We start from the raw sequence: 19,462 nt of genomic DNA, 5'->3' as shown, positions 1-19,462 counted from the left end.
CGGGTTCCCTTCAGCGGCAGATGGCGAGGGCGTCGAGCGCCACCGCGCCCTGGCCGTGTTCCAGGACCACCAGTGGGTTGATGTCCAGCTCGGCGAGTTCGCCGCCCAGCTCCAGCGCCATCCGCTGGACGCGGAGGATGACGTCGACCAGGGCGTTGGCGTCCGCTGCGGGCATGCCGCGGACCCCTTCCAGCAGGGCATGACCGCGCAGTTCGCCGAGCATCGTACGGGCGTGGTTCTCGCCGAAGGGCGGGACGCGGACAGCGGTGTCCCGCAGCACCTCGATCAGGGTGCCGCCGAGGGCGAGGGTGACCGTCGGACCGAAGAGCTGGTCCTGGGTGATGCCCAGGGCCATCTCCACTCCCCGGTCGACCATATGGCACACCAGGACACCGTCCAGCTCGATGCCCTCGTAGCGGGCGATATCGGTGAGTTCGCGATAGGCGTCGCGGATCTGACTGGCGGAGGTGAGGCCGATCTTCACCAGGCCGAGCTCGGTCTTATGGGCGAGCTGGGGCGCCGAGGCCTTCATCACCGCTGGGTAGCCGATCTGACTGGCCGCCCGTACGGCCGCCGCCGCACTGGTCACCAGCTGCTCGCGGGGGACCCGGATGCCGTAGGAGCGCAGCAGTTGCTTCGCGGCGTGCTCGCTCAGCTGCTGCCCGGGGCGTAGCAGCGCCCGCGCCTTCCGGGCGGAGGGGGACGGCGTACGGGGTGCCTCATCGAGGGGGGAGCGGTAGTCGTGGGTGAAGTGGTGGTGGCCGAAGTAGGCCCGTACGGCGGTGACGCAGTTGCCGAAGGTACGGAAGGTGGCGACCCGGGAGGAGCCCAGCAGGGTGGTGCGGTAGGCGTCCTCGGTGCCGACCGGGGAGCCCCAGATCACGCAGATGAGCTTGTCCGTCTGCTCGGCCGCCTCGACGAGATCCTGGGTGAGCTTGTCGCTCATCGGTGGGAAGGGGCCGGTGATCGGGCAGATCAGTACGCCGATGGCCGGGTCGTCGAGGAGCGCGTCGATGATTTTCCGGCCGCGCCAGTCGCCCACGGGGTGGCCGCCGTTGTCGATGGGGTTGGCGACGCTGAGGTAGTCCGGGATCCACCGGTGGAGTTCGGTTTGTTTCGGTCCGGAGAGGGCGGGGAGATGGAGCCCGGCGGCTTCGGCCAGGTCCGCGAAGTGGGCGCCGGTGCCACCGGAGATGGAGTACACCGCCACCCCGTCGGCCTGGGGTGGGCGGGCGCGGGCCAGGAGGGCGGCGGTGTCCTGGAGCTCGTCGAGCCCGTCGACGCGGATGACGCCGTACTGCCGCATGGCCGCGTCGACCACATCGTCCGCGCCGGTGAGCTTGCCGGTGTGCGAGGCGGCCGTGCGGGCGCCGGTCTCGGTCCGGCCGACCTTGACCGCGACGACGGGGACATGATTGCGGGCCGCGTGGTCGGCGGCGAGAAGGAAGGAGCGGCCGTCCTTGATGCCTTCGATATAGGCGGCGATCGCTCCGACCTCGGGCCGCTCGGCGAAGTAGGAGATGAAGTCGGCGGTTTCCAGATCGGCCTCATTGCCGGTCGGCGCCCAGTGGGACAGGCGTATGCCCAGCTCCTGGAGGGTGAAGACCGGACGACCCTGATGACCGGACTGGGTGATCAGGGCGATGGCCGGGCCCGTCAGATCCTCGCGGAACTCCTCGAAGGCGTTGAGGTTGGTGTTCGGTCCGAGGAGCCGCAGCCCGGAGCGGGCTACGGCCTCGGTCAGCCGCTTCTGTGCGGCGGCGCCGTCCTCGCCGGTCTCGGCGAAGCCGGAGGCGAAGGCGACGGCGAACCTGGTCTTGGTGTCGGCCAGCTGCTCAATCACCGGGGCGGGGTCGGAGATGAGGAGGACAGCGAGGTCGACGGGCTCGGGCAGATCGGCGACAGCGGCGGCGCAGGGCAGGCCGAAGACGGTCTCCCGGGTGGGGTGCACGGGATGCAGCCGGGCACCGACGCGTTCGGCCCAGCGGATGAGCTGGCGTGTGATGCCGGTGTTGGGGCGTCCTTCGGCATCCGAGGCGCCGACGACGGCGACCGATTCGGGCCGGAAGAGCCGGTCCAGATCGGGTACGGCGGCCTGTAGCGGGCGGCCGCTGACATCGAGGGCGATATCGAGATCGTCCCTCGTACGTTCATGGACCGCGGGGCCGGGTCGTGCGCCGCACGCCATGACGTGGGCGGCCCGTGGGGTGGTGGTGAGGGTGCCGTGAGTTGATCCGAGCATCGTTCTCGCCCACTCCTGTATGTCGGCCTGACATAATTAGCTGACGCTCTGTCAGATTACTTAAGTGACAGGACGTCAGTAACCCCTTGGGCGGGCGATTGTGCAGCCGGTTTTTCCGTCAAGGCTGTGGAGTCAGGCGGTGTCCGGCCGTGGTCTCCGGCCCTGGTGTCACGTCATGGTGCGGGCTATCGCCTTCGCGATGCGTTCCGCGTCGAGCGCCAGCTCGCGCAGCATGCCGCTGATCGGGTTGGTGTAACCCGTGAAGTACAGCCCGGGCGCCGTCGGCAGCGTACGGCGGCCGTGCGCGAGGGGAAGCCCTCGGTCATCGAGGACGGAGAGGTGGCCGACCAGATCCTCCAGGCCCCGCCGGTGGCCCGTCGCCGCGATGACGACATCCGGGCTGATCGTGCCGCCGTCCGCGAGGTGGACCTTTATCTCCTCAAGGGAGTCCACGGCGGCGACCGGCTCGATCAAGCCCTTGCGGACACCCTTGATCAGGCCGACGTCCAGAACGGGGACCGCACCCTCCCGGACGCGTGAGTACAGCCCGGTATCGGGGCGTGGCAGCCCTCGCCGGGTCAGATTGGGGGTGCTCACCCTGGCCAGCACTCCGGCCGCCCGGTCGACCATACGGGTCGGCAGTCGCCGTGCCAGGATCCCGCTGGCCTGTGCGGGCCACCCCGCCGTTGAGCGGCGCACGATGTGCGGTGCCGTACGCACCGCCAGCCGCACCCGCTCCGCACCGCCCTGGGCCAGGTCGACGGCGATCTCGGCGCCCGTATTGCCGACGCCGACGACCAGGACGTCCTTGCCCTCGTACGGCGCGGCGTTCCGGTAGTCCGCGGCGTGCAGCAGCTCGTTGGTGAAGTCGTCGCGCCCGGGCCAGTCGGGGATGTGGGGGGTGTGGTTGTACCCCGTCGCCACGACAACGGCCGGGGCACTGAGCTCGCGTCCGCCGTTCGCCCGCAGCAGCCAGCTCTCGCCTTGCGCGGAGCCGGTGGCGCGGTCGTTACCGTCGATACGGTCAATACGGCTGACCTGGACCCCGGTCGCTATCTCAAGCCGGTGGTGCTCGGCGTAGCGCTCCAGATAGCGCACCAGGTCGTCCCGGCTCACCCAGCGCCCGAAGGAGCGCGGGATCGGCAGCCCCGGCAGCGCGGACCAGCGGCGAGTGGTGTGCAGCCGCAGCCGGTCATAGTGGCCACGCCAGGACGCGGCGACCGAGTCCGACTTTTCCAGGATGACGGCACGTATGCCGCGCTTGCGGAGTGCGGCCGCGGTGGCGAGTCCGCCCGGACCGGCGCCAAGGATGTGAACAGGTCTGTCATCGTCGGATATGGGCATGTCGATGAGCCTATCTCCGGTTGCCCCCTTGCGTAGATACCGTCTCATCCATTCAACTGACGTACCGTCAGAAAACTGGGATGCCGCGGAAGCGGGGAACCCGTGCAACAGGAGAGAGGTGGCCGTCAGTGGAGACGATCTGGCTCAGCGGCGCCGAATGGCTCGCCGTGCTGCGCATCGGCCTCGGCCTGTGGTGGCTGGAGAGCTGGCGGCACAAGGACAAGCAGGGCTGGTTTCAGCGCGGCACGGGCATCGCCTGGGCGGCGGACGTCGCGGACAAGCACAGCTGGCGGTTCGTGGGGAAGGGCTTCACGGCGGTGGTCGCGCCGCGGCCGAAGCTGATGGCGTATGTCGTCGTCTACGCGGAGCTGGCCTTGGGGCTGGGGCTCATCTTCGGCTTCCTCACGCCCATCGCCCTGGCGGGCGGGCTGCTGCTCAACCTGCTCTATCTGGTGCTGATGATCCATGACTGGGCGGAGCAGGGACAGAACTCCATGATGGCCCTGATATCACTGGTCGCGCTCGGCGGCATGAGCTGGCAGACCTGGTCGCTTGACAGTGCGCTCGGGCTGTTCTGATGACGCGCTTCGATGTTCCTGAGGCCGACGTCTTCTCCCGTACCTACTGGGACGCGGCGGCGTGCGGCCGACTGCTGATCCGGCGCTGCCTGTCGTGTACGGCGGCCCATCACTATCCACGCGAATTCTGCCCGCGCTGCTGGAGCGAGGACGTCTCCTGGGAGACGGCCAGTGGCCGCGCCACGCTTTATACGTGGTCCGTCGTTCACCGCAACGACCTGCCGCCCTTTGGTGGCCGAGTGCCGTATGTGGCTGCGGTCGTGGACCTCGCGGAGGGGCCGCGGATGATGACGGAGGTGAGTGGGTGTGCGGAGGGCGGGCTGCGGGTGGGGATGCCGCTGCGGGTCGCTTTTTGCGCGGCGGGCGAGCTGGCGGTGCCGATCTTCCGCCCGGCGTAGCGGGGGAAGAACGATTGCCCACAACACCGGTGGTTGAATGCGGTTGTGGAGGCTGTTGAGCTGGAGATGTCCGGGCTGGTGCTGCGGCCGTGGGGGCGCGGTGACGCTGATCTCGACGCCGCGTTACGCGGCTTCAGCGACCCGGAGTTCCGCCGCTGGAACACCGTACTGGCGCCGTCGCCCGACCTGCCCGGCGCCCAGTGCTGGCTGGCGAGCCGGGGCGAGAAGTGGGAGTCCGGTGAGAGCGCGTCCTGGGCCATCACCGACCCGGCGGACGGCGGCCGCATTCTGGGCAACGCCGAAGTGGGCGCGATCGACTACGGGTTCCGTACGGCCCGTATCACCTACTGGCTGCTCCCCGAGGCCCGTGGCCGGGGCGCGGCCACCCACGCGCTGCTGGCCATCACCCGCTGGGCGTTCGCAACGCTGCGCCTGCACCGGCTGGAGCTCGGGCACGCCGCCGCCAACGACGCCTCCTGCCGTGTCGCGCAGCGCGGCGGCTACCCCGCCGAGGGGCTGCTGCGCGGCGCCATGGTGAGCGCGGATGGCGTGACGTTCCAGGACGTCCATCTGCATGCCCGGCTGGCCACGGACTGAGCCCCGGCTCCGGCTGCTACTGGGCGAGCAAGGTGAAGCCGCCGACGAGGGCGCCGTAGACGATGTGGGCGACGAGGCTGATGACGGGGGTGGCGAGGCCGTAGTTGAGCATGAGGAAGCCAGGAGGTTCCAGCAGCGCCACGTCCGGGGCGCTGGTGAGGGGGGTGGCCATCCGGGGGTGGACGAGGGGCAGGAGGATGTTGACCAGCGCGGTTCCGGCGAACATGCCGTGGACCATTCCGAACATCGCCCCCAGCATCCAGCCGCTCTGGCCAAGGATGAGGAACAGGACGTAGTAGCCGAGGGCGAAGAGCAGTCCGGCGGCGAAGTGCAGCAGGTAGCCAAGTGCCTTGGCGCGGGTGCGGTTGGTGGTGAAGGCGCTGCCGAGCAGGAAGGGGATATCCATACGGGTGAGCTTCAGCTCGCCCGCGGTCCGCAGCGCGGTGGTGAGGACGAGGGTGCCGACGAGCCCGCCCGCGAGTGCTGCCCATACGCTCATCGCTGGTCCTCCTCGTTGATCGCGCAGGCGGTCCTGATCAGCGCGAGGTGGCTGAGTGCCTGGGGCATGTTGCCCAGGAACGCCCCGGTGGACGGATCGATCTCCTCGCTGTACAGGCCGATGTCGTTGGCCAGGCCGACGAGCTCGTTCATCAGGTCGGCGGCCTGGTCCCGGCGGCCGCAGCGGGCCAGGCACTCGGCGAGCCAGAAGGAGCAGGCCAGGAACGCGCCCTCGGTGCCGGGCAGGCCGTCTTCGCCGCTGTAGCGGTGGACGAACGGGCCATGGGCCAGCTCTCGGCGGATGGCCTCGATCGTGCCGAGCATCCGCGGCTGGTCCGGGCCGGCGTAGCCGTGCAGCAGGCCGACCAGCAGACTGGCGTCCAGCTCCTGGCTGCCCGCGGCACGGACGTAGCTGCCTTTGCGGTCGCTGAAGCAGCGAGTTTCGACGAATTCTCTGATCGCCTCTCGTTCCCGCCGCCAGCGGTCGGCGTGGCGCTGCGGGATCAGTTCCCGGTCGGCCAGGCGTATGGCGCGGTCCAGCGCCACCCAGCACATCATCTTCGACTGAGTGAAGTGCCGCGGCTGGCTGCGGACCTCCCAGATCCCCGCGTCCGGTGCCTGCCAGGTGCGGCAGACCAGGTCGGCCATCCCGGCCACCCGACGGGCGATGTCGGCGTCGAGGCGTCCGGTGGCCGACGCGTACAGCCACGTGAGTTGCAGCAGCTCGCCGTAGGTGTCCAGCTGCAACTGGCTGCCGGCGGCGTTGCCCGTCCGGACCGGCGACGAGCCCCGATAGCCCTCCAGCGGCAGTACCCGCTCGGGCGCCCGGGCGCCGCCGTCCAGCCGGTACAGCACACGCAGCCGTGGGTGGGTGAGTTGGGTGGCGTGCATCAGCCACCAGAAATACGCCTGCGCCTCGTGTGGGCAGTCCAGTTCCAGGAACGCGTCCAGGGTGAAGGCCGAGTCCCGGATCCAGGAGAACCGGTAGTCCCAGTTCCGTACCCCGCCGATGTGCTCGGGAAGCGAGGACGTCGCCGCTGCCGCGACCGCACCGGACGGGGCGAACACCAGCAGCTTGAGGGCCAGCGCGCTGCGCTCGACCGCCTGCCGCCACGGTCCGTGGCAGGCGCGCCCGTCCAGCCACCGACGCCAGACGGCGCACGTGTGGTCCAGGCGCGCCTCACACTCGGCGCGCGTCGGGAAGACCAGCGGGTCCTGGTGGGCGAAGCACAGAGCGATCAACGCGCGGGACCCCGGTCGCGTCTCGAAGCGCCCGCTGACCGCATCCTGGGTGCAGTGCGGCTCGCCGGCCTCCCAGGTGCACACCGCGAGCGCGTCCGCCCCGCACGAGGCGACCGGCACTCCCGACCGCCTGCTCATCCGGAGCGTGCGGGCGCCGTAGCCGAACCCGGGCGTCACGCTCCAGCGCATCGGTACGTTTCCGGCGAGCCCCTCGACCCGGCGCTGCAGCTCACGGACCGGTGTCAGCCCCGTCGGGTCCGGCAGCGTCATCGCATCCGTCACCCGGACCACCCCGAGATCGGTGGTGAACGTCGTCTCCAGCACGTTGGTGCCCGGCAGGTAACGGCGGTCCACTCCGTAGGCCACGGCGGGCTCCAGGACGAAGCGGCCGCCGCGCTGGGCGTCCAGTACGGCGGCGAACACCGTCTCGGAGTCCAGGTCGGGTACGGCCAGCCAGTCGACGGATCCGTCACGGGCGACCAGCGCGACGGTGCGGCCGTCTCCGATCGCCGCGTAATCCCGCAGTGGGGCGTACCCGTCACGGAGCCCCGGCCGCGCGTTCGCGGCCCGCTGCGAAGAGTCGGGCTCCATCCCGAGACCCCCTTTGCCGAGTCGTGCAGGGGCACGTGTACCCACTGTGCCGACATCGCAGCCACTCTCCGCTCAAGACCGCCCCATCGGCCGAAGGCGTCCGCGCCGCGGCGCCATGCGCGCGAGCTAGCGCCCCAGCACCACCGTCCCCGAGGAGCAGAACCAGCCGCCGGTGCCGGAGGCGATCGCGAGTCCCGGGAGCGTGCCGTCCGGTCGGCGGACCTGGTGCGGCCCGGCCTGGCCACGGAGCTGGCGGGCGGCTTCCACCAGCAGGAACAGGCCCCGCATACCCGGGTGGCAGGCGGAGAGCCCGCCACCGTCCGTGTTCACCGGCAGCTCGCCGGTCCGGGTCAGCCGGCCCTTCTCGACGAACGCGCCGCCTTCGCCCTTCGCGCAGAAGCCCAGATCCTCCAGGGTCACCAGGGTCATATAGGTGAAGGCGTCGTAGATCTCGGCGATATCGATCTCAGCCGGGGTGACCCCGGCCCGGGCGAAGGCGTCGCGGCCTGAGACGGCAGCCGGGGAGACCGTGAAGTCGGGCCACTCGGACATCGTGGTGTGGGAGACGGCCGTGCCCGAGCCGAGGATCCAGACCGGGGGCGCGGCGAGGTCCGGTACGTACTCCTCCGCCACCAGCAGCACCGCGCAGCCGCCATCGGAACGGATGCAGCAGTGCAGCTTGGTGAACGGGTCCGCGATCAGCGGCCCGGACAGTACATCGTCGACCGTCACCGGCTCTCGGTACATCGCCTCCGGGTTGGCGGCCGCGTTCGTACGGGCCTGGACGGCGATCTCCGCCAGCTGCTCCAGCGTGGTGCCGTACTCGTGCATATGGCGGCGGGCGGCCATCGCGTACTTGGCGACCAGGGTGTGGCCGTAGGGCACCTCGTACTGGAGCGGGCCCCGGGAGCCGAAGGAGAGGTTCGCGGTGCGGCGCCCCGCCTTGAGGTCGGCGCGCGCGGTGGAGCCGTACACCAGCAGTACGGCGTTCGTGTGGCCCGCCGCGATCGCGTCGGCGGCGTGCGCGGCCATCACCTCCCAGGTGGCGCCGCCGACCGAGGTGGACTCCACCCAGCCGGGGCGGAGCCCCAGATACTCCGCGACTTCCACCGGGGCGAGGGTGCCGAGCCCCGTCGAGGCGAAGCCGTCGATGACGGAGCGGTCCAGGCCGGAGTCGGCGAGCGCACGGCGGGCGGCCTGGGCGTGCAGGGCGTAGGGGGTCATGGCGTCGACTCGGCCGGTATCGGAGAGGGCGACTCCGGCGATGGCTACCTTGCGCGGGCGCGGGCGAGGGTGCGGGCGCGGGCTAGGGCGTGAGCGTATGACGGCAGACATGTATCTGACGGTACATCAGGTATTTTGCATTAGGGTGCCGCCTCATGGGGCATGGCATACCCGGGCCTGAGTACCGTGCGGAGCGTACGGAGCGTACGGAGCTGGCTGGACATCTGGCCGCGCTCGGGCTGGATGCCGATGCGGTCGAGCTCTATCTGCGGCTGCTTGATGGCACGGGCGATGTGTGTGATATGCGCGCTTTGTCTTCTGGGCTGTCTTCTGGGCTGTCTTCTGAGGTGGTGCGGAAGCTCACTGCCCTCGGTCTCGCTGTCGAGGGTGATGAGCACCCGCTGCTGCCGGTGCCGCCCGGCGCCGCGCTGGAACTGCTGACGCGCCGTGCCGCGCTGCGGCTGGAGGAGGCGCGGGCCGCGGTGACCGGGGCGTACGAGCGCTACCGGCGCCGTTCGCCGGCGGCGGCGGGCGGGGTGGTGGCTGAGGAGGTCACCGGCGAGGACATTGAGCGGCGGCTCGGTGAGGCGCTGGCGGAGGCCCGCGAGGAGGTGCTGCGGTTCGATTCGCCGCCGTACTTCTGGGACAGCGAGCGCGGGGCGGCCGCCGAGGTCGCGATGCTGAAGCGAGGGGTGCGGCACCGTGCCGTGTACGCCCGGGCGTCGCTGGCCCATCCCGGGCATCTGACCAGCAACATCCAACCGTGCGTTGACGCTGGCGAGCAGGCCCGGGTACTGCCCGAGCTGCCGGTGAAGCTGACGATCATCGATGACCGGATCGGCTTTGTGACGCTGTCGATCGCGGAGGTGGACGTCAACCGCAGTCTGCTCGTCGTACGTCCCAGCGGGCTGCTGACCGCACTGCGTGCCCTCTTTGAGGCGTGCTGGGACCGGGCCCTGCCGATCCAGGCGGCTACCGGCACCAGCGGCCCGTCCGGCGCCCGGCCCGGCCCCGCCGAGCGCCGCATCCTGGCGATGCTGGTCGCGGGTGTGCCGGACAGCCAGATCATCCGCGAACTGGGCATCAGCCGACGGACCTTCTTCCGCCGGATGGAGCTGCTGATGGCGCAGGCGGGAGCGGGATCGCGCTTCCAGCTGGCGTTGCAGGCGCAGCGGCGAGGCTGGTTGTGACGGTGGTGGGTGGATGGTCTGGCCGGGGGTCCGGGGGTTGTCCCCCGGGGGATGGGGTCAGCTGGCGTTGCAGGCGCAGCGGCGAGGCTGGTTGTGACGGTGGTGGGTGGATGGTCTGGCCGGGGGTCCGGGGGTTGTCCCCGGGGGGTGGAGTCAGCTGGCGTTGCGGGCGCAGTGGTGGGGTTGGTTGTGACGCTGCGCCTTGGGTGGGCACCTTTGTGTCTCTGGCACTGATGTGCCCCGGGGGAGGCTCCCGTTCCACTAAAACCGGACTTGAGCCACCCCCCACGCTTCATCCCACTCCGGCTCGACTTCCGAGAGATCCACATACGTACGCGTACGCGTGCGTATCGCGCTGGGCGCCGGAAGCCGCCGTGCGGCAGCTTCCGCGGCCAGTCCCTTGCGGGGGGAGAGGCGCGCGGTGCCTTTAGGCACCGCGCGCCTCTGTGTTTCTGCGCGTTCCGTCCTTAACATGACGGCCCGTCAGACTTAGGGAGCGGAGCTGTCGATGGACACCGCGTTCACCGAGGAGCAGGACGATATCCGGCGCACCGTGGCGGAGCTGCTGGCCAAGCGGTGCGGGAGTGATGAGATCCGGGCCGCGGTGGCCACCGCGGACGGCTACGACCGTACGCTGTGGCAGCAGCTCGCCGAGCGGCTGGGGCTGCCTGGGCTCGCGGTGCCGGTTGCCTACGGGGGTGTTGGGTGCGGTGCGGTCGAGCTGGCGGTGGCCTGCGAGGAGGCCGGCCGGGTGCTGCTGCCCTCACCGCTGCTGGGTTCGGCGGTGCTGGGTGCTCCGCTGATACGGGCGCTGGGCACCGAGGAGCAGCGCGCGGAGCTGTTGCCGGGCATTGCCTCGGGTGCGTTGACCGTGGCGCTGGCGGCGCCGATGGCCGCGCTGGGGCTGACCGGGGCGAATGACGGTGACTGGGCGGGCGGGGGCCGGGCCGGGGGCGTACAGGCGAGGAGGGTGGGTCCGGGGAAGGCCGGGTGGCGGCTGTACGGGCAGGTGGAGCAGGTGCTCGGCGGGCACAGCGCGGAGGTGCTGCTGGTCGCCGCGCATACGGGTGGCTTCGCGCGGAGCCGGACGCTGCTCTTTGTGGTACGGGCAGCGGGGGCGGCCGGGCTCGTACGGGCCCGGCGGACCGCGTTGGACGAGACGCGGAGCCAGGCGCGGGTCGAGCTCCGGGATGTCGAGGCGGCGTTGCTGGGGGAGGAGGACGCCGGCGTCGAGGTGGCTGGTGAGCTGGCCGGGGCTGGTGCGGGTGCGGCTGCCGCGTTGGCGGCGGAGGCGGTTGGCGCGGCCGATGGCGCGCTGGCGCGGACCGTTGACTATGTCAAGGTCCGCGAGCAGTTCGGCCGCCCGATCGGTTCGTTCCAGGCGGTACGGCACCGGTTGGCCGATGTCTATGTGCAGATCGCTACGGCCCGTTCGGCGGCCTATTACGCCGCCGCTTGCGAGCCAGGGGAGGCGGGCGGGCTGGCGCTGGCCCAGGGGCTGGCGGCGCTGCGGCTGGCCGCTGCGGAGGCCGTACAGCTGCATGGTGGCCTTGGCTTCACCTGGGAACATGACGCGCAGCTCTACTTCAAGCGGGCCGCGGGAGATGAGCTGCTCTTCGGTCCTGTGCACGCGCTGCGGGCGCGGGCGGCCGAGCGGGCGGAGGTGTTCGCGTGAACATGGTGCAGCGGATCTCTTCCTCCCGGGGTTTCGCCAAGGTGGCGCCGTATGTCGTCCCGGCCCTGGACCGTGCGCTGCACAAGGTGACGCGCGGCAGGAAAATGCTGAGTACCCAGCTGTTGCCGGGCGTTGTGCTGACGGCGACGGGCGCGAAGAGCGGTCGGTCGCGGCGTACCCCGCTGGCCTGTATGCCGGAGAAGGAGACCGGCACCTGGCTGCTGATCGGCAGCAACTTCGGGCGGCCGGGACATCCGGCGTGGACGGCGAATCTGCTGAAGAACCCGGAGGCGGCGATCAGTTGGCGGGGGGAGGATATTCCGGTGCGGGCGCGGCTGCTGGTGGGGGAGGAGCGGGCGGCCGCGTGGGACGCGGTACTTCGGTTCTGGCCGCCGTACGGGGTGTACCAGGCGCGGGTGGAGCGCCGGATCCGGCTTTTCCGCCTGTCGCGGCGGTAGCGCGTTGCTGGGTGCGGGTGAGCAGGTTGCTGCCCGGCCGTACGTGGCTGGGTGTCCCGCCGTGGGGGGTTGGCCACCGCGGGGTGGGTGGGTCGGGGGTGGTCCGGGGTGGGCCGTTCCGGACCCATGATTTACGGCCCGACGCGCGGCGGCGTTGGGTTGGCCGGTGGGGTGTGTGTCGGGCCACAAATCACGGGCAAGCGTCCGGAACAACCCACCCCTACCCACCCCCTCACGCCGTCTGGCCGGTGACAGGTCCGGTCAGGAGTTCGCGTTACTTGGTCGGCTTCTTGCCGGTGACGCCCAGGTGGACCAGCAGTGCGAGGTTCGGCTTCAGCTCGGACTGCTTGACGCCCCACGTCTGGAAGCCCTTCTGGTGACCCGCGACCGAGGCGAGCATGGCGACGAGCGAACCCGCGACCGCGGCGGCGTTGACGTCCTTGCCGACCCGGCCCTTGGCCTGAAGCTCTTTGATGGCTTCGGTAAGGGAGTTGGTGACGGATGTCAGGATCTTCATCCGGATCTTGTAGAACCGTTTGTCGCCCTCCGCCGCGCCCAAGTCCACGACGCGCAGGATCGCATCGTGTTTGCGCCAGAACGTGAGGAAGCCGTCCACCAGGTCTTCTGCCGTACTCCAGGCGGCTTTTCCGGTCCAGGAGCGGCCTGCGACCAGATCGGTCAGGGTCGCGCCCTCCTTTGCCATCGACTCGGCGATCTCCAGGACCGCGCCTTCGACGTCGGGGAAGTATTGATAGAAGGTCGCGGGGGACGTGCCCGCCTTCCGGGCGACATCGATGACCTTGACGTCGCGGTACGGAGACGAGCTGAGCATTTCGCTGAGGCAGTCGAGGAGCTTCTGGCGCGTTGCCTGTCCGCGTCGCCCGGCCACCCTGCCGTCAACGGTTCGAACTTGTCCTGTCATGCCGTCAGCTTACCGACGGCTGATCCGCGCGCGATCTGGCCGCATGCAAATGGGTTCTCCCTTCTGCGGGCGACCGCTGTCGGAGCTAGCGTTCCGGTACGACACCTGTGCGGACAGTGAGGAAGGGACCGGGCTCATGGCCGCTGCCGAAGGCGTACTCGCCGAGGGGACGCCCTGTTGGGCCGATGTGATGCTGGCCGATGTGGAGGCGGGCAAGCGCTTCTATGGCGAGCTGTTCGGGTGGACTTTCGGGGAGCCGGGGCCGCCGGAGGAGGGCTCGTATACGGCCGCGTATCTGGACGGCAGGCAGGCCGCCGGGCTCTTCCGGAAGAAGGACGGGCGGATGCCCACCGTCTGGACCATCTACTTCGCGACGACGGATGCCGTGGCGGTCGAGGCGCGGATCCGCGCGGCGGGCGGGCAGGTCATCACGGCGCCGATCCAGGTCGGCTCGGGGCCGGCGGCCACCATGGCGGTGGCCGCCGATCCGGGCGGTGCGGTGTTCGGGCTGTGGCAGCCGGTGGCGCATCGGGGCTTTGAGGTGACGGATGAGCCCGGTGCGTACATCTGGACCGAGGTCTATACCCGGGACAAGGACGCGGTTGACGCCTTCTACACGGAGGTCTTCGGGTTTGAGGTGCGGGACATCAGTGAGGACGATCTTGACTATGTGATGTGGGCGCTGCCCGGGGACCCGGTTGATGACGATCACGCGATCGGCGGACGGTGTGTGATCGTCGGCAGCATTCCGGCGGAGCTGCCGGCACATTTTCTGACGTACTTCTCGGTGGCAGACTGCGATGCGGCGGTGAACACGGTGGGGCGGCTGGGTGGCCGTACGCTCTTCCCGGCGGTGACTGCCCCGTATGGCCGTTTTGCGATCCTGGTGGACAACCAGGGGGCCATCTTCGCGGTTATCGATCCGGCGACGACCAGCGAGTAGCGCTGACGTCGGGGCGGTGGATGCCCCAGCATGGTAGGGATCGCGGAATCCAACGGGGGAGTTGCTGTGATACCTCGCGATGGGGGAAATGCCGGAATCTTCCTGGTCTCTTGTGTGGAAGCCTTAAGGCGCCATAAGAGAGAAGACACGACCGAACCGCCCCCCGGTTCGCAACCGTCGGCTTCGCCAGGAAGAATCACTCTCCGGCACGGCAGTGAGAAGCTGCACGGGGCAGTTAGGGAAATGAGCCCCTACGGGGAGGTGGCAGGCAAGTGGTGGAGCAGCTGACGCAGCACGATCCGCGGCGGATCGGCCCGTTCGAGGTGCTCGGCCGGCTGGGCGCCGGGGGCATGGGACTGGTCTATCTCGCCCGCTCGGCGTCCGGGCGGCGCGTGGCGATCAAGACGGTGCGGACCGAGCTCGCCGAGGACCAGCTGTTCCGGGTCCGCTTCACCCGTGAGGTGGAAGCGGCGCGGGCGGTCAGCGGTTTCTATACGGCCGCGGTCGTGGACGCCGACCCGCGTGCCGCGGTGCCATGGCTGGCCACCGCGTATGTGCCCGCTCCCTCGCTTGAGGAGATAATCAATGACTGCGGTCCGATGCCGGCGCAGGCGGTGCGCTGGCTGGCGGCCGGGATCGCCGAGGCGTTGCAGTCCATCCATGGTGCGGGTCTCGTACACCGGGATCTGAAGCCGTCCAATGTGCTGGTGGTGGAGGACGGGCCACGGGTCATTGACTTCGGTATCGCGTCGGGCGTCTCCAACACCCGGCTGACGATGACCAATGTGGCGGTGGGCACACCCGCGTATATGTCGCCTGAACAGGCCAAGGACTCACGCAGTGTCACTGGCGCGAGTGACATCTTCTCGCTCGCGTCGACGCTGGTTTTCGCGGCGACCGGACACGCGCCGTTCCATGGGGCCAATCCGGTGGAGACCGTGTTCATGCTGTTGCGGGAGGGGCCCGATCTGGCGGGCCTGCCGGATGAGCTGCGGCCGCTGATCGAGTCCTGTATGCGTATGGAGGCTGAGCAGCGGCCGACCCCGGCTGATTTGCAGGCGCAGCTCGCGCCGCATCTCTTCTCCTCGGGCGGCGACGACAGCGGTACGGCTTCGGCATGGCTGCCTGCCGGGGCGGTGGAGCTGATCGAGCGGAAGCGGGGCGGGCGTGCCCGTATCCCGCGTAAGCCGGCGGCTCCTTCTCCTTCTCCTTCTCCGGCTCCGGCTCCTTCCGCGGCGCCGCCCCGGCCCGCGCACGCGCCGCCGGTAGCGGCCGGCGCGGTGGCCGCCCCGGCGCCGCCCCAGGCGCCTGTCGCGCACCCGGCTCCCGCGCCGGAGAGCGACCCGGTGCGGCTGCCTGGTTCGCAGGTGCCGATCGGGCCCGGCCCCCGGCGGATAGAGGGCCGCGACGCGGAGGCCGGGGCGGGTATGGCCTGGGTCCGGCCGCCGAATGGTGCCGCGCCCGCCGCGCCGCCGCCGGATTCCGGGGCCGCTGATACGGCCGTGGTGCCCTCGCCGGTCGCGGCCGCGCCGCCGCGTTGGCGGCCATGGCGGTTCCGGATGTCCAACGATGTGTGGGGCACCCCGGTCGTTGTTGATGACCTGCTGTATGTGACCTCCTTTGAGGTGCACGCGCTCGATGTGACCAGTGGGCGGCGGCAGTTCAAGACCCGCGAGGTGGCGTGGTCCATGGCCGTCGCGGACGGCCGGGTGCACGCCTCGGACGGGCCGAGCCTGTTCGCGCTGGACGCGAAGGACGGCTCGGAGCGGTGGAAGCTGGCGGTCGACGCCTGGGTCTACTCGCTGGCCGCTGACCGCGGCACGGTGGTGACCGGCACCCGGGGCGGTGGCGTACAGGCCTGGGACGCCGGGACCGGCGACCAGCTGTGGCAGCTCTCCGGCGCTCAGACGGACTTCGAGACCCCGGAGTCCGGGCCGATGGTGCATGGCGGCACGGTCTATACGTGGGCCGACGGACGGCTGTACGCGCTGGACGCGCGTACCGGCAACGAGCGGTGGTCGCATCCGGTGGGTGATACCTCGGCGACGGGCGGTGTGCCGGTGCGGATGCTGCCCGCCGAGGATGGCGCGGTATACGTCTGTGCCGGGTCGCGGGTGCTCGCGCTGGAGGCGACGACGGGCGCTGAGCGGTGGCGCTTTGACGCGCCCGCGGCGTTTCTGTGCCCCCCGGCGTTCGCGCCGGGCCCGGCGGTCGCCGGTGGCGGTGTCTATGTCGCCGACTATCTCGGCACGGTGTACGCGCTCGACGCGGCGAACGGGCACGACCGGTGGCGGATCGCGACCGAGGCCCGGCAGTCGCCCGAGCCGGTGGTCGTCGCGGACGGCCTGGTGCATGTGGGCAGCGGCAAGGCGCTCTACACGATTGACGCGGTGCCGGGGTCGGGGCGCTGGCGCTTTGAGGCGCGCGGCGACATTGTGGGCGTCCCGGTGACGGCCGATGGCCGAGTGCACTTCGGGTCGGCGGATCACTCGCTGTACACGCTGGACGCGGTGGGTGGTCAGCTGCGGTGGAAGCTGGCGACCGGTGGTGAGATCACTGGGGCGCCGGTGGTGACGGGTGGGGTGCTGTACGCGTGCAGCAAGGACCGCTGTGTGTACGCCTTGGACGCGGCGAAGGGTACGGGGCAGGCTCGCGCGTGACGGCCGTGACGGCCGTGACGGCCGTGACGGCCGTGACGGCCGTCGTACCGAGGGCGGAAGGGGTTCATATACGGCGGCCGCCTTGGGATCGACGCTACCTCTGGTCGCCACCCCTGACCAGCTCCCGGTCGCGGGGGTGGGTTTCCCCTGATCCCGCCCCTTCCCGGCTGCGGGGGTGCTGTGGGGTGTCCCCGTATCCCGCCCCTTCCCGTAACCGGGGCTCCGCCCCGGGGCCCCGGGGGTGGCCGGGTGCGGGCCGGTGGCCGGTGTTGTGCCCACCCACAGCCCCTCGCGGGGCTGCGAGTGCCCACAACACGGGGGGCGGGGTCTGGGGGGTGGCAGCCCCCCAGTTTCGGGGAGGGGTGGGGAAATTCCTGTCGGTTACCGGAGCCGGAAGTCCTTCGCTCGGTGGGTGAAGAGGCTGGCCTGCTCCTCGGGCGGTAGGTTGCCCAGCGCGATGAGCTGAGGCGCCCGCGCCATCGCCTGCGTACGGGCCGCCTCCTTCGCCGCCCATACGGCCCGTACGGTCCCCTGCACCGCACCGGTCGGATATCCGGCGATGACGGCGGCGGCCCGCAGCGCGGCATCCAGCGCCGCGCCGGGGGCGGTCAGCTCCGAGACCAGCCCGATGGCATGGGCCCGCCGCGCCCCCAACCGCTCCGCCGTGCCCATGAGCGACATCCGGGCGACCTCGCCGAACGGCATCCGCTGGGCCATACCCATCGCCTCGTACGCGCTGACCATGCCGTACGTCGTATGCGGGTCGAAGAAGGTCGCGGACTCGGCGGCGACGATGAACTCGGCTTCGGAGAGGAGGTAGAAGGCGCCGCCGCACGCCATGCCCTCGACGGCCGCGATGACCGGTATCCAGAGATCGTTGGCCTTGGGGCCAATGGCGAGGAGCGGGTCGTCGACGGCGTAGGGGGAGGGCGGCTGGGGTGCGTGCGCTGAGCGGTCGATGCCGGTGCAGAAGGCCCGCTCGCCCGCGCCGGTGAGGACGGCGACCCGCACGGCATCGTTCATCCGGAGGTCCCGCCAGGTGCTGGTGAGCGCGCTCGCGGTCGTCAGGTCGATCGCGTTGTGCCGCTCGGGGCGGTCGAGCGTGATGACCGCGATACCGTCCTTGATATCCGTACGGATGCTCATGGCCGCTCCAGTACCCAGCGGGGGACGGCGATGTCCGAGGTGACCTGGCTGAAGACCGCCTTCACGGGCGCTCCGATGCGCAGCTTCTCCGGTTCGACGGAGTTCAGCGGGGCGTCGGCCGAGGCGACCAGGTTCCCGGCCAGCCGGATGCGGGGCGCCTCGATGAGCTCGACAAGGATCGCGTTGTAGGGGGCCTGCTCGGCATAGTCGGGAAGCAGGGGTGGGTGGGCGCGTACAAAGGACCAGATACGGCCACGGCCGCTCATCCGGCGCCACTCGCTGTCGAAGCACTGGCAGTGCGGGCAGCAGGGCCGGGGCGGGAATCGCGGTTCGCCGCAGCTGGCGTTGGCGCAGGACTGGATACGGAGCTCGCCTCGTGCGGCGTACGCCCAGAAGGGCGCGCCGTCTGCGTCGATGACCGGGGTCAGCATGTCGTTCAACTCCTCAGCAGCAGTGCGGAGGTGGGGACGCCCTCGCCTGCGGTGACCAGGCAGGTGGCGGCGTCGGGGACCTGCGCGGTGGAGACACCACGCAGCTGTCTGACGCCTTCGGTGATGAGGTTGAAGCCATGGACGTAGGCCTCGCTGAGCCCGCCGCCGCCGGTGTTCAGCGGGAGCCGCCCACCGATCTCCAGTGCGCCGCCCTCGGTGAAGGCGGCGCCTTCCCCCCGGCCGCAGAAGCCATAGCCCTCAAGGGAGAGCGGAATGAGCGGGGTGAAGGCATCGTAGATCTGGGCGACGTCAACATCCTGAGGGCCGAAGTCGGCGTGCTTCCACAGCTGCCGGGCGGCGGTCCAGGCAGGCCCGGTGAGCGGGTCGTCGTTCCAGTAGTTGACCATCCCGTGGTGCTGGGCGGGCAGCCCTTGCGCGGCGGAGTGGACATAGACGGGCTTGCGGCGGCAGTCCCGTGCCCGCTCGGCGGAAACGATGACGCAGGCCAGCGCCCCGTCCGTCTCCAGACAGTTGTCGAAGAGGCAGAGCGGTTCGCTGATCCAGCGGGCCGTCATATACATCTCGCGGGTCAGCGGGCGCTCGTACATCATGGCCGCCGGGTTCTGGTTGGCCCGGTTGCGGCAGGCGAGGGCGACATTGAAGAAGTGGTCGCGGGTGGCGCCGTATTCATGCATATAGCGCCGGGCCAGCATGCCGATCTCGTCCGCCGGGCGGAGCAGCCCGAAGGGCCTGGTCCACTGCGCCGGGGTGGGGAGCTGGACGGCGGTGTTCCGCCAGGGGCGGGGACCGGAGCCGCGTTTACGGGAGCGCCAGGCGACGCCGACGCTGGCCTGCCCGGTGGCGATGGCGGCGGCGAGATGGGCGACGGTGGCGCACGATCCGCCGCCTCCGTATCCCACCTTGGAGAAGAAAGTGACATCCCCGGCGCCAATGGCCTTGGCCACCTCCACCTCGTCCGTTTCCTCCATGGTGTAGGAGGCGAAGCCGTCCACTTCGGAGGGCGCGATCCCGGCATCGTCGAGCGCGCCGAGGATCGCGCGGCAGGCCAATGCCTTCTCCGACTCCGGCAGACGCTTGCCGAAGGCGGTCTGCCCTATCCCGGCAATCGCCGTAGCGTCCTTAACCGTTGTCCCCATCCCCCACCTCCCGGGTACTGACAGAGCGAGCAGCGTACCGCTAACCTGACGGATAGTCAGCTACCTTGTTGTGGGCACTCGCAGCCCCGCGAGGGGCTGTGGGTGGGCACAACCCAGCCACCGGACCGCACCGAAAAACTGGGGCCCGGGGCGGCGAGCCCCGGTT

17 protein-coding genes are annotated in these 19,462 nt (G+C 70.4%); 8 read left to right on the top strand and 9 right to left on the bottom strand.

Annotated elements, in window-relative coordinates:
* Positions 1–10: 10 nt before the first annotated feature.
* Together test1122_RS09950 and test1122_RS09945 are read right to left on the bottom strand one after the other, a co-directional pair.
* Positions 11–2,242: an acetate--CoA ligase family protein gene (locus test1122_RS09950; protein WP_232268803.1), complete on the bottom strand. Its 2,232-nt coding sequence runs from the start codon at positions 2,240–2,242 to the stop codon at positions 11–13.
* 168 nt (positions 2,243–2,410) lie between these two features.
* Positions 2,411–3,586 (bottom strand): flavin-containing monooxygenase, encoded by a 1,176-nt coding sequence (locus tag test1122_RS09945; RefSeq protein ID WP_232268802.1) that lies wholly within the window; start codon positions 3,584–3,586, stop codon positions 2,411–2,413.
* 128 nt (positions 3,587–3,714) lie between these two features.
* On the opposite strand from test1122_RS09945, the gene test1122_RS09940 reads away from it, so the two are divergent.
* From test1122_RS09940 to test1122_RS09930, 3 genes are read left to right on the top strand one after another with little or no spacing between them, the layout of a single operon-like run.
* Positions 3,715–4,164, top strand: coding sequence for a DoxX family membrane protein (locus test1122_RS09940; protein ID WP_232268801.1), 450 nt, complete (start codon positions 3,715–3,717; stop codon positions 4,162–4,164).
* Positions 4,164–4,562: a Zn-ribbon domain-containing OB-fold protein gene (locus tag test1122_RS09935; protein WP_232268800.1), complete on the top strand. Its 399-nt coding sequence runs from the start codon at positions 4,164–4,166 to the stop codon at positions 4,560–4,562. Before test1122_RS09940 ends, test1122_RS09935 begins: the two co-directional genes overlap by 1 nt.
* Positions 4,563–4,607: 45 nt before the next feature.
* Positions 4,608–5,159, top strand: coding sequence for a GNAT family N-acetyltransferase (locus test1122_RS09930; protein WP_232268799.1), 552 nt, complete (start codon positions 4,608–4,610; stop codon positions 5,157–5,159).
* Between the two features lie 16 nt (positions 5,160–5,175).
* On the opposite strand, the gene test1122_RS09925 is transcribed toward test1122_RS09930, so the two are convergent.
* From test1122_RS09925 to test1122_RS09915, 3 genes are all read right to left on the bottom strand, one after another.
* Positions 5,176–5,658 (bottom strand): hypothetical protein, encoded by a 483-nt coding sequence (locus tag test1122_RS09925; RefSeq protein WP_232268798.1) that lies wholly within the window; start codon positions 5,656–5,658, stop codon positions 5,176–5,178.
* Positions 5,655–7,490 (bottom strand): glycoside hydrolase family 15 protein, encoded by a 1,836-nt coding sequence (locus test1122_RS09920; RefSeq protein ID WP_232268797.1) that lies wholly within the window; start codon positions 7,488–7,490, stop codon positions 5,655–5,657. The genes test1122_RS09925 and test1122_RS09920 overlap by 4 nt, the downstream gene beginning before the upstream one ends.
* A gap of 126 nt (positions 7,491–7,616) precedes the next feature.
* Positions 7,617–8,825, bottom strand: a complete 1,209-nt coding sequence (locus test1122_RS09915; protein ID WP_232268796.1) for a thiolase C-terminal domain-containing protein — start codon at positions 8,823–8,825, stop codon at positions 7,617–7,619.
* Between the two features lie 44 nt (positions 8,826–8,869).
* Here test1122_RS09915 and test1122_RS09910 point away from each other — a divergent pair, with 44 nt between their 5' ends.
* From test1122_RS09910 to test1122_RS09900, 3 genes are all read left to right on the top strand, one after another.
* Complete coding sequence (locus test1122_RS09910) at positions 8,870–9,904, top strand: LuxR family transcriptional regulator (protein ID WP_232268795.1); 1,035 nt, start codon at positions 8,870–8,872, stop codon at positions 9,902–9,904.
* Positions 9,905–10,412: 508 nt separating this feature from the next.
* Positions 10,413–11,579, top strand: coding sequence for an acyl-CoA dehydrogenase family protein (locus test1122_RS09905; RefSeq protein WP_232268794.1), 1,167 nt, complete (start codon positions 10,413–10,415; stop codon positions 11,577–11,579).
* A gap of 2 nt (positions 11,580–11,581) precedes the next feature.
* Positions 11,582–12,037: a nitroreductase family deazaflavin-dependent oxidoreductase gene (locus test1122_RS09900; RefSeq protein WP_232271851.1), complete on the top strand. Its 456-nt coding sequence runs from the start codon at positions 11,582–11,584 to the stop codon at positions 12,035–12,037.
* Between the two features lie 274 nt (positions 12,038–12,311).
* Here test1122_RS09900 and test1122_RS09895 read toward each other — a convergent pair whose 3' ends face one another.
* Positions 12,312–12,959 (bottom strand): TetR family transcriptional regulator, encoded by a 648-nt coding sequence (locus test1122_RS09895; protein ID WP_232268793.1) that lies wholly within the window; start codon positions 12,957–12,959, stop codon positions 12,312–12,314.
* Positions 12,960–13,095: 136 nt separating this feature from the next.
* Between test1122_RS09895 and kbpA the strand changes: the two genes are divergently transcribed.
* Both kbpA and afsK read left to right on the top strand, forming a co-directional pair.
* Positions 13,096–13,902, top strand: a complete 807-nt coding sequence (gene kbpA / locus test1122_RS09890) for an AfsK-binding protein KbpA (RefSeq protein ID WP_232268792.1) — start codon at positions 13,096–13,098, stop codon at positions 13,900–13,902.
* Between the two features lie 272 nt (positions 13,903–14,174).
* A complete protein-coding gene (afsK, locus tag test1122_RS09885; RefSeq protein ID WP_232268791.1) occupies positions 14,175–16,562 on the top strand; it encodes a protein serine/threonine kinase AfsK in 2,388 nt (795 codons plus the stop codon).
* A 381-nt stretch (positions 16,563–16,943) separates the two neighbouring features.
* Here afsK and test1122_RS09880 read toward each other — a convergent pair whose 3' ends face one another.
* From test1122_RS09880 to test1122_RS09870, 3 genes are read right to left on the bottom strand one after another with little or no spacing between them, the layout of a single operon-like run.
* A complete protein-coding gene (locus test1122_RS09880) occupies positions 16,944–17,708 on the bottom strand; it encodes an enoyl-CoA hydratase/isomerase family protein (RefSeq protein ID WP_232268790.1) in 765 nt (254 codons plus the stop codon).
* Entirely contained in the window at positions 17,705–18,139 is a 435-nt protein-coding gene (locus tag test1122_RS09875) for a Zn-ribbon domain-containing OB-fold protein (protein ID WP_232268789.1), read from the bottom strand. Before test1122_RS09875 ends, test1122_RS09880 begins: the two co-directional genes overlap by 4 nt.
* A 5-nt stretch (positions 18,140–18,144) precedes the next feature.
* Positions 18,145–19,296: a lipid-transfer protein gene (locus tag test1122_RS09870; protein ID WP_232268788.1), complete on the bottom strand. Its 1,152-nt coding sequence runs from the start codon at positions 19,294–19,296 to the stop codon at positions 18,145–18,147.
* Positions 19,297–19,462 lie beyond the last annotated feature (166 nt).

Source organism: Streptomyces gobiensis, assembly GCF_021216675.1.
GTDB lineage: Bacteria > Actinomycetota > Actinomycetes > Streptomycetales > Streptomycetaceae > Streptomyces > Streptomyces gobiensis.
Note: the sequence above shows the minus strand (reverse complement) of the source record. Positions and strands in the feature narration are given on the sequence as shown.

Excerpts from the sequence above, each read along its gene's own strand:
- test1122_RS09950 (WP_232268803.1), bottom strand. The coding sequence starts at position 2,242 with ATGCTCGGATCAACTCACGGCACCCTCACCACCACCCCACGGGCCGCC.
- test1122_RS09945 (WP_232268802.1), bottom strand. The coding sequence starts at position 3,586 with ATGCCCATATCCGACGATGACAGACCTGTTCACATCCTTGGCGCCGGT.
- test1122_RS09935 (WP_232268800.1), top strand. The coding sequence starts at position 4,164 with ATGACGCGCTTCGATGTTCCTGAGGCCGACGTCTTCTCCCGTACCTAC.
- test1122_RS09925 (WP_232268798.1), bottom strand. The coding sequence starts at position 5,658 with ATGAGCGTATGGGCAGCACTCGCGGGCGGGCTCGTCGGCACCCTCGTC.
- test1122_RS09920 (WP_232268797.1), bottom strand. The coding sequence starts at position 7,490 with ATGGAGCCCGACTCTTCGCAGCGGGCCGCGAACGCGCGGCCGGGGCTC.
- test1122_RS09915 (WP_232268796.1), bottom strand. The coding sequence starts at position 8,825 with ATGTCTGCCGTCATACGCTCACGCCCTAGCCCGCGCCCGCACCCTCGC.
- test1122_RS09910 (WP_232268795.1), top strand. The coding sequence starts at position 8,870 with ATGGGGCATGGCATACCCGGGCCTGAGTACCGTGCGGAGCGTACGGAG.
- test1122_RS09905 (WP_232268794.1), top strand. The coding sequence starts at position 10,413 with ATGGACACCGCGTTCACCGAGGAGCAGGACGATATCCGGCGCACCGTG.
- test1122_RS09900 (WP_232271851.1), top strand. The coding sequence starts at position 11,582 with ATGGTGCAGCGGATCTCTTCCTCCCGGGGTTTCGCCAAGGTGGCGCCG.
- test1122_RS09895 (WP_232268793.1), bottom strand. The coding sequence starts at position 12,959 with ATGACAGGACAAGTTCGAACCGTTGACGGCAGGGTGGCCGGGCGACGC.
- kbpA (WP_232268792.1), top strand. The coding sequence starts at position 13,096 with ATGGCCGCTGCCGAAGGCGTACTCGCCGAGGGGACGCCCTGTTGGGCC.
- test1122_RS09880 (WP_232268790.1), bottom strand. The coding sequence starts at position 17,708 with ATGAGCATCCGTACGGATATCAAGGACGGTATCGCGGTCATCACGCTC.
- test1122_RS09875 (WP_232268789.1), bottom strand. The coding sequence starts at position 18,139 with ATGCTGACCCCGGTCATCGACGCAGACGGCGCGCCCTTCTGGGCGTAC.
- test1122_RS09870 (WP_232268788.1), bottom strand. The coding sequence starts at position 19,296 with ATGGGGACAACGGTTAAGGACGCTACGGCGATTGCCGGGATAGGGCAG.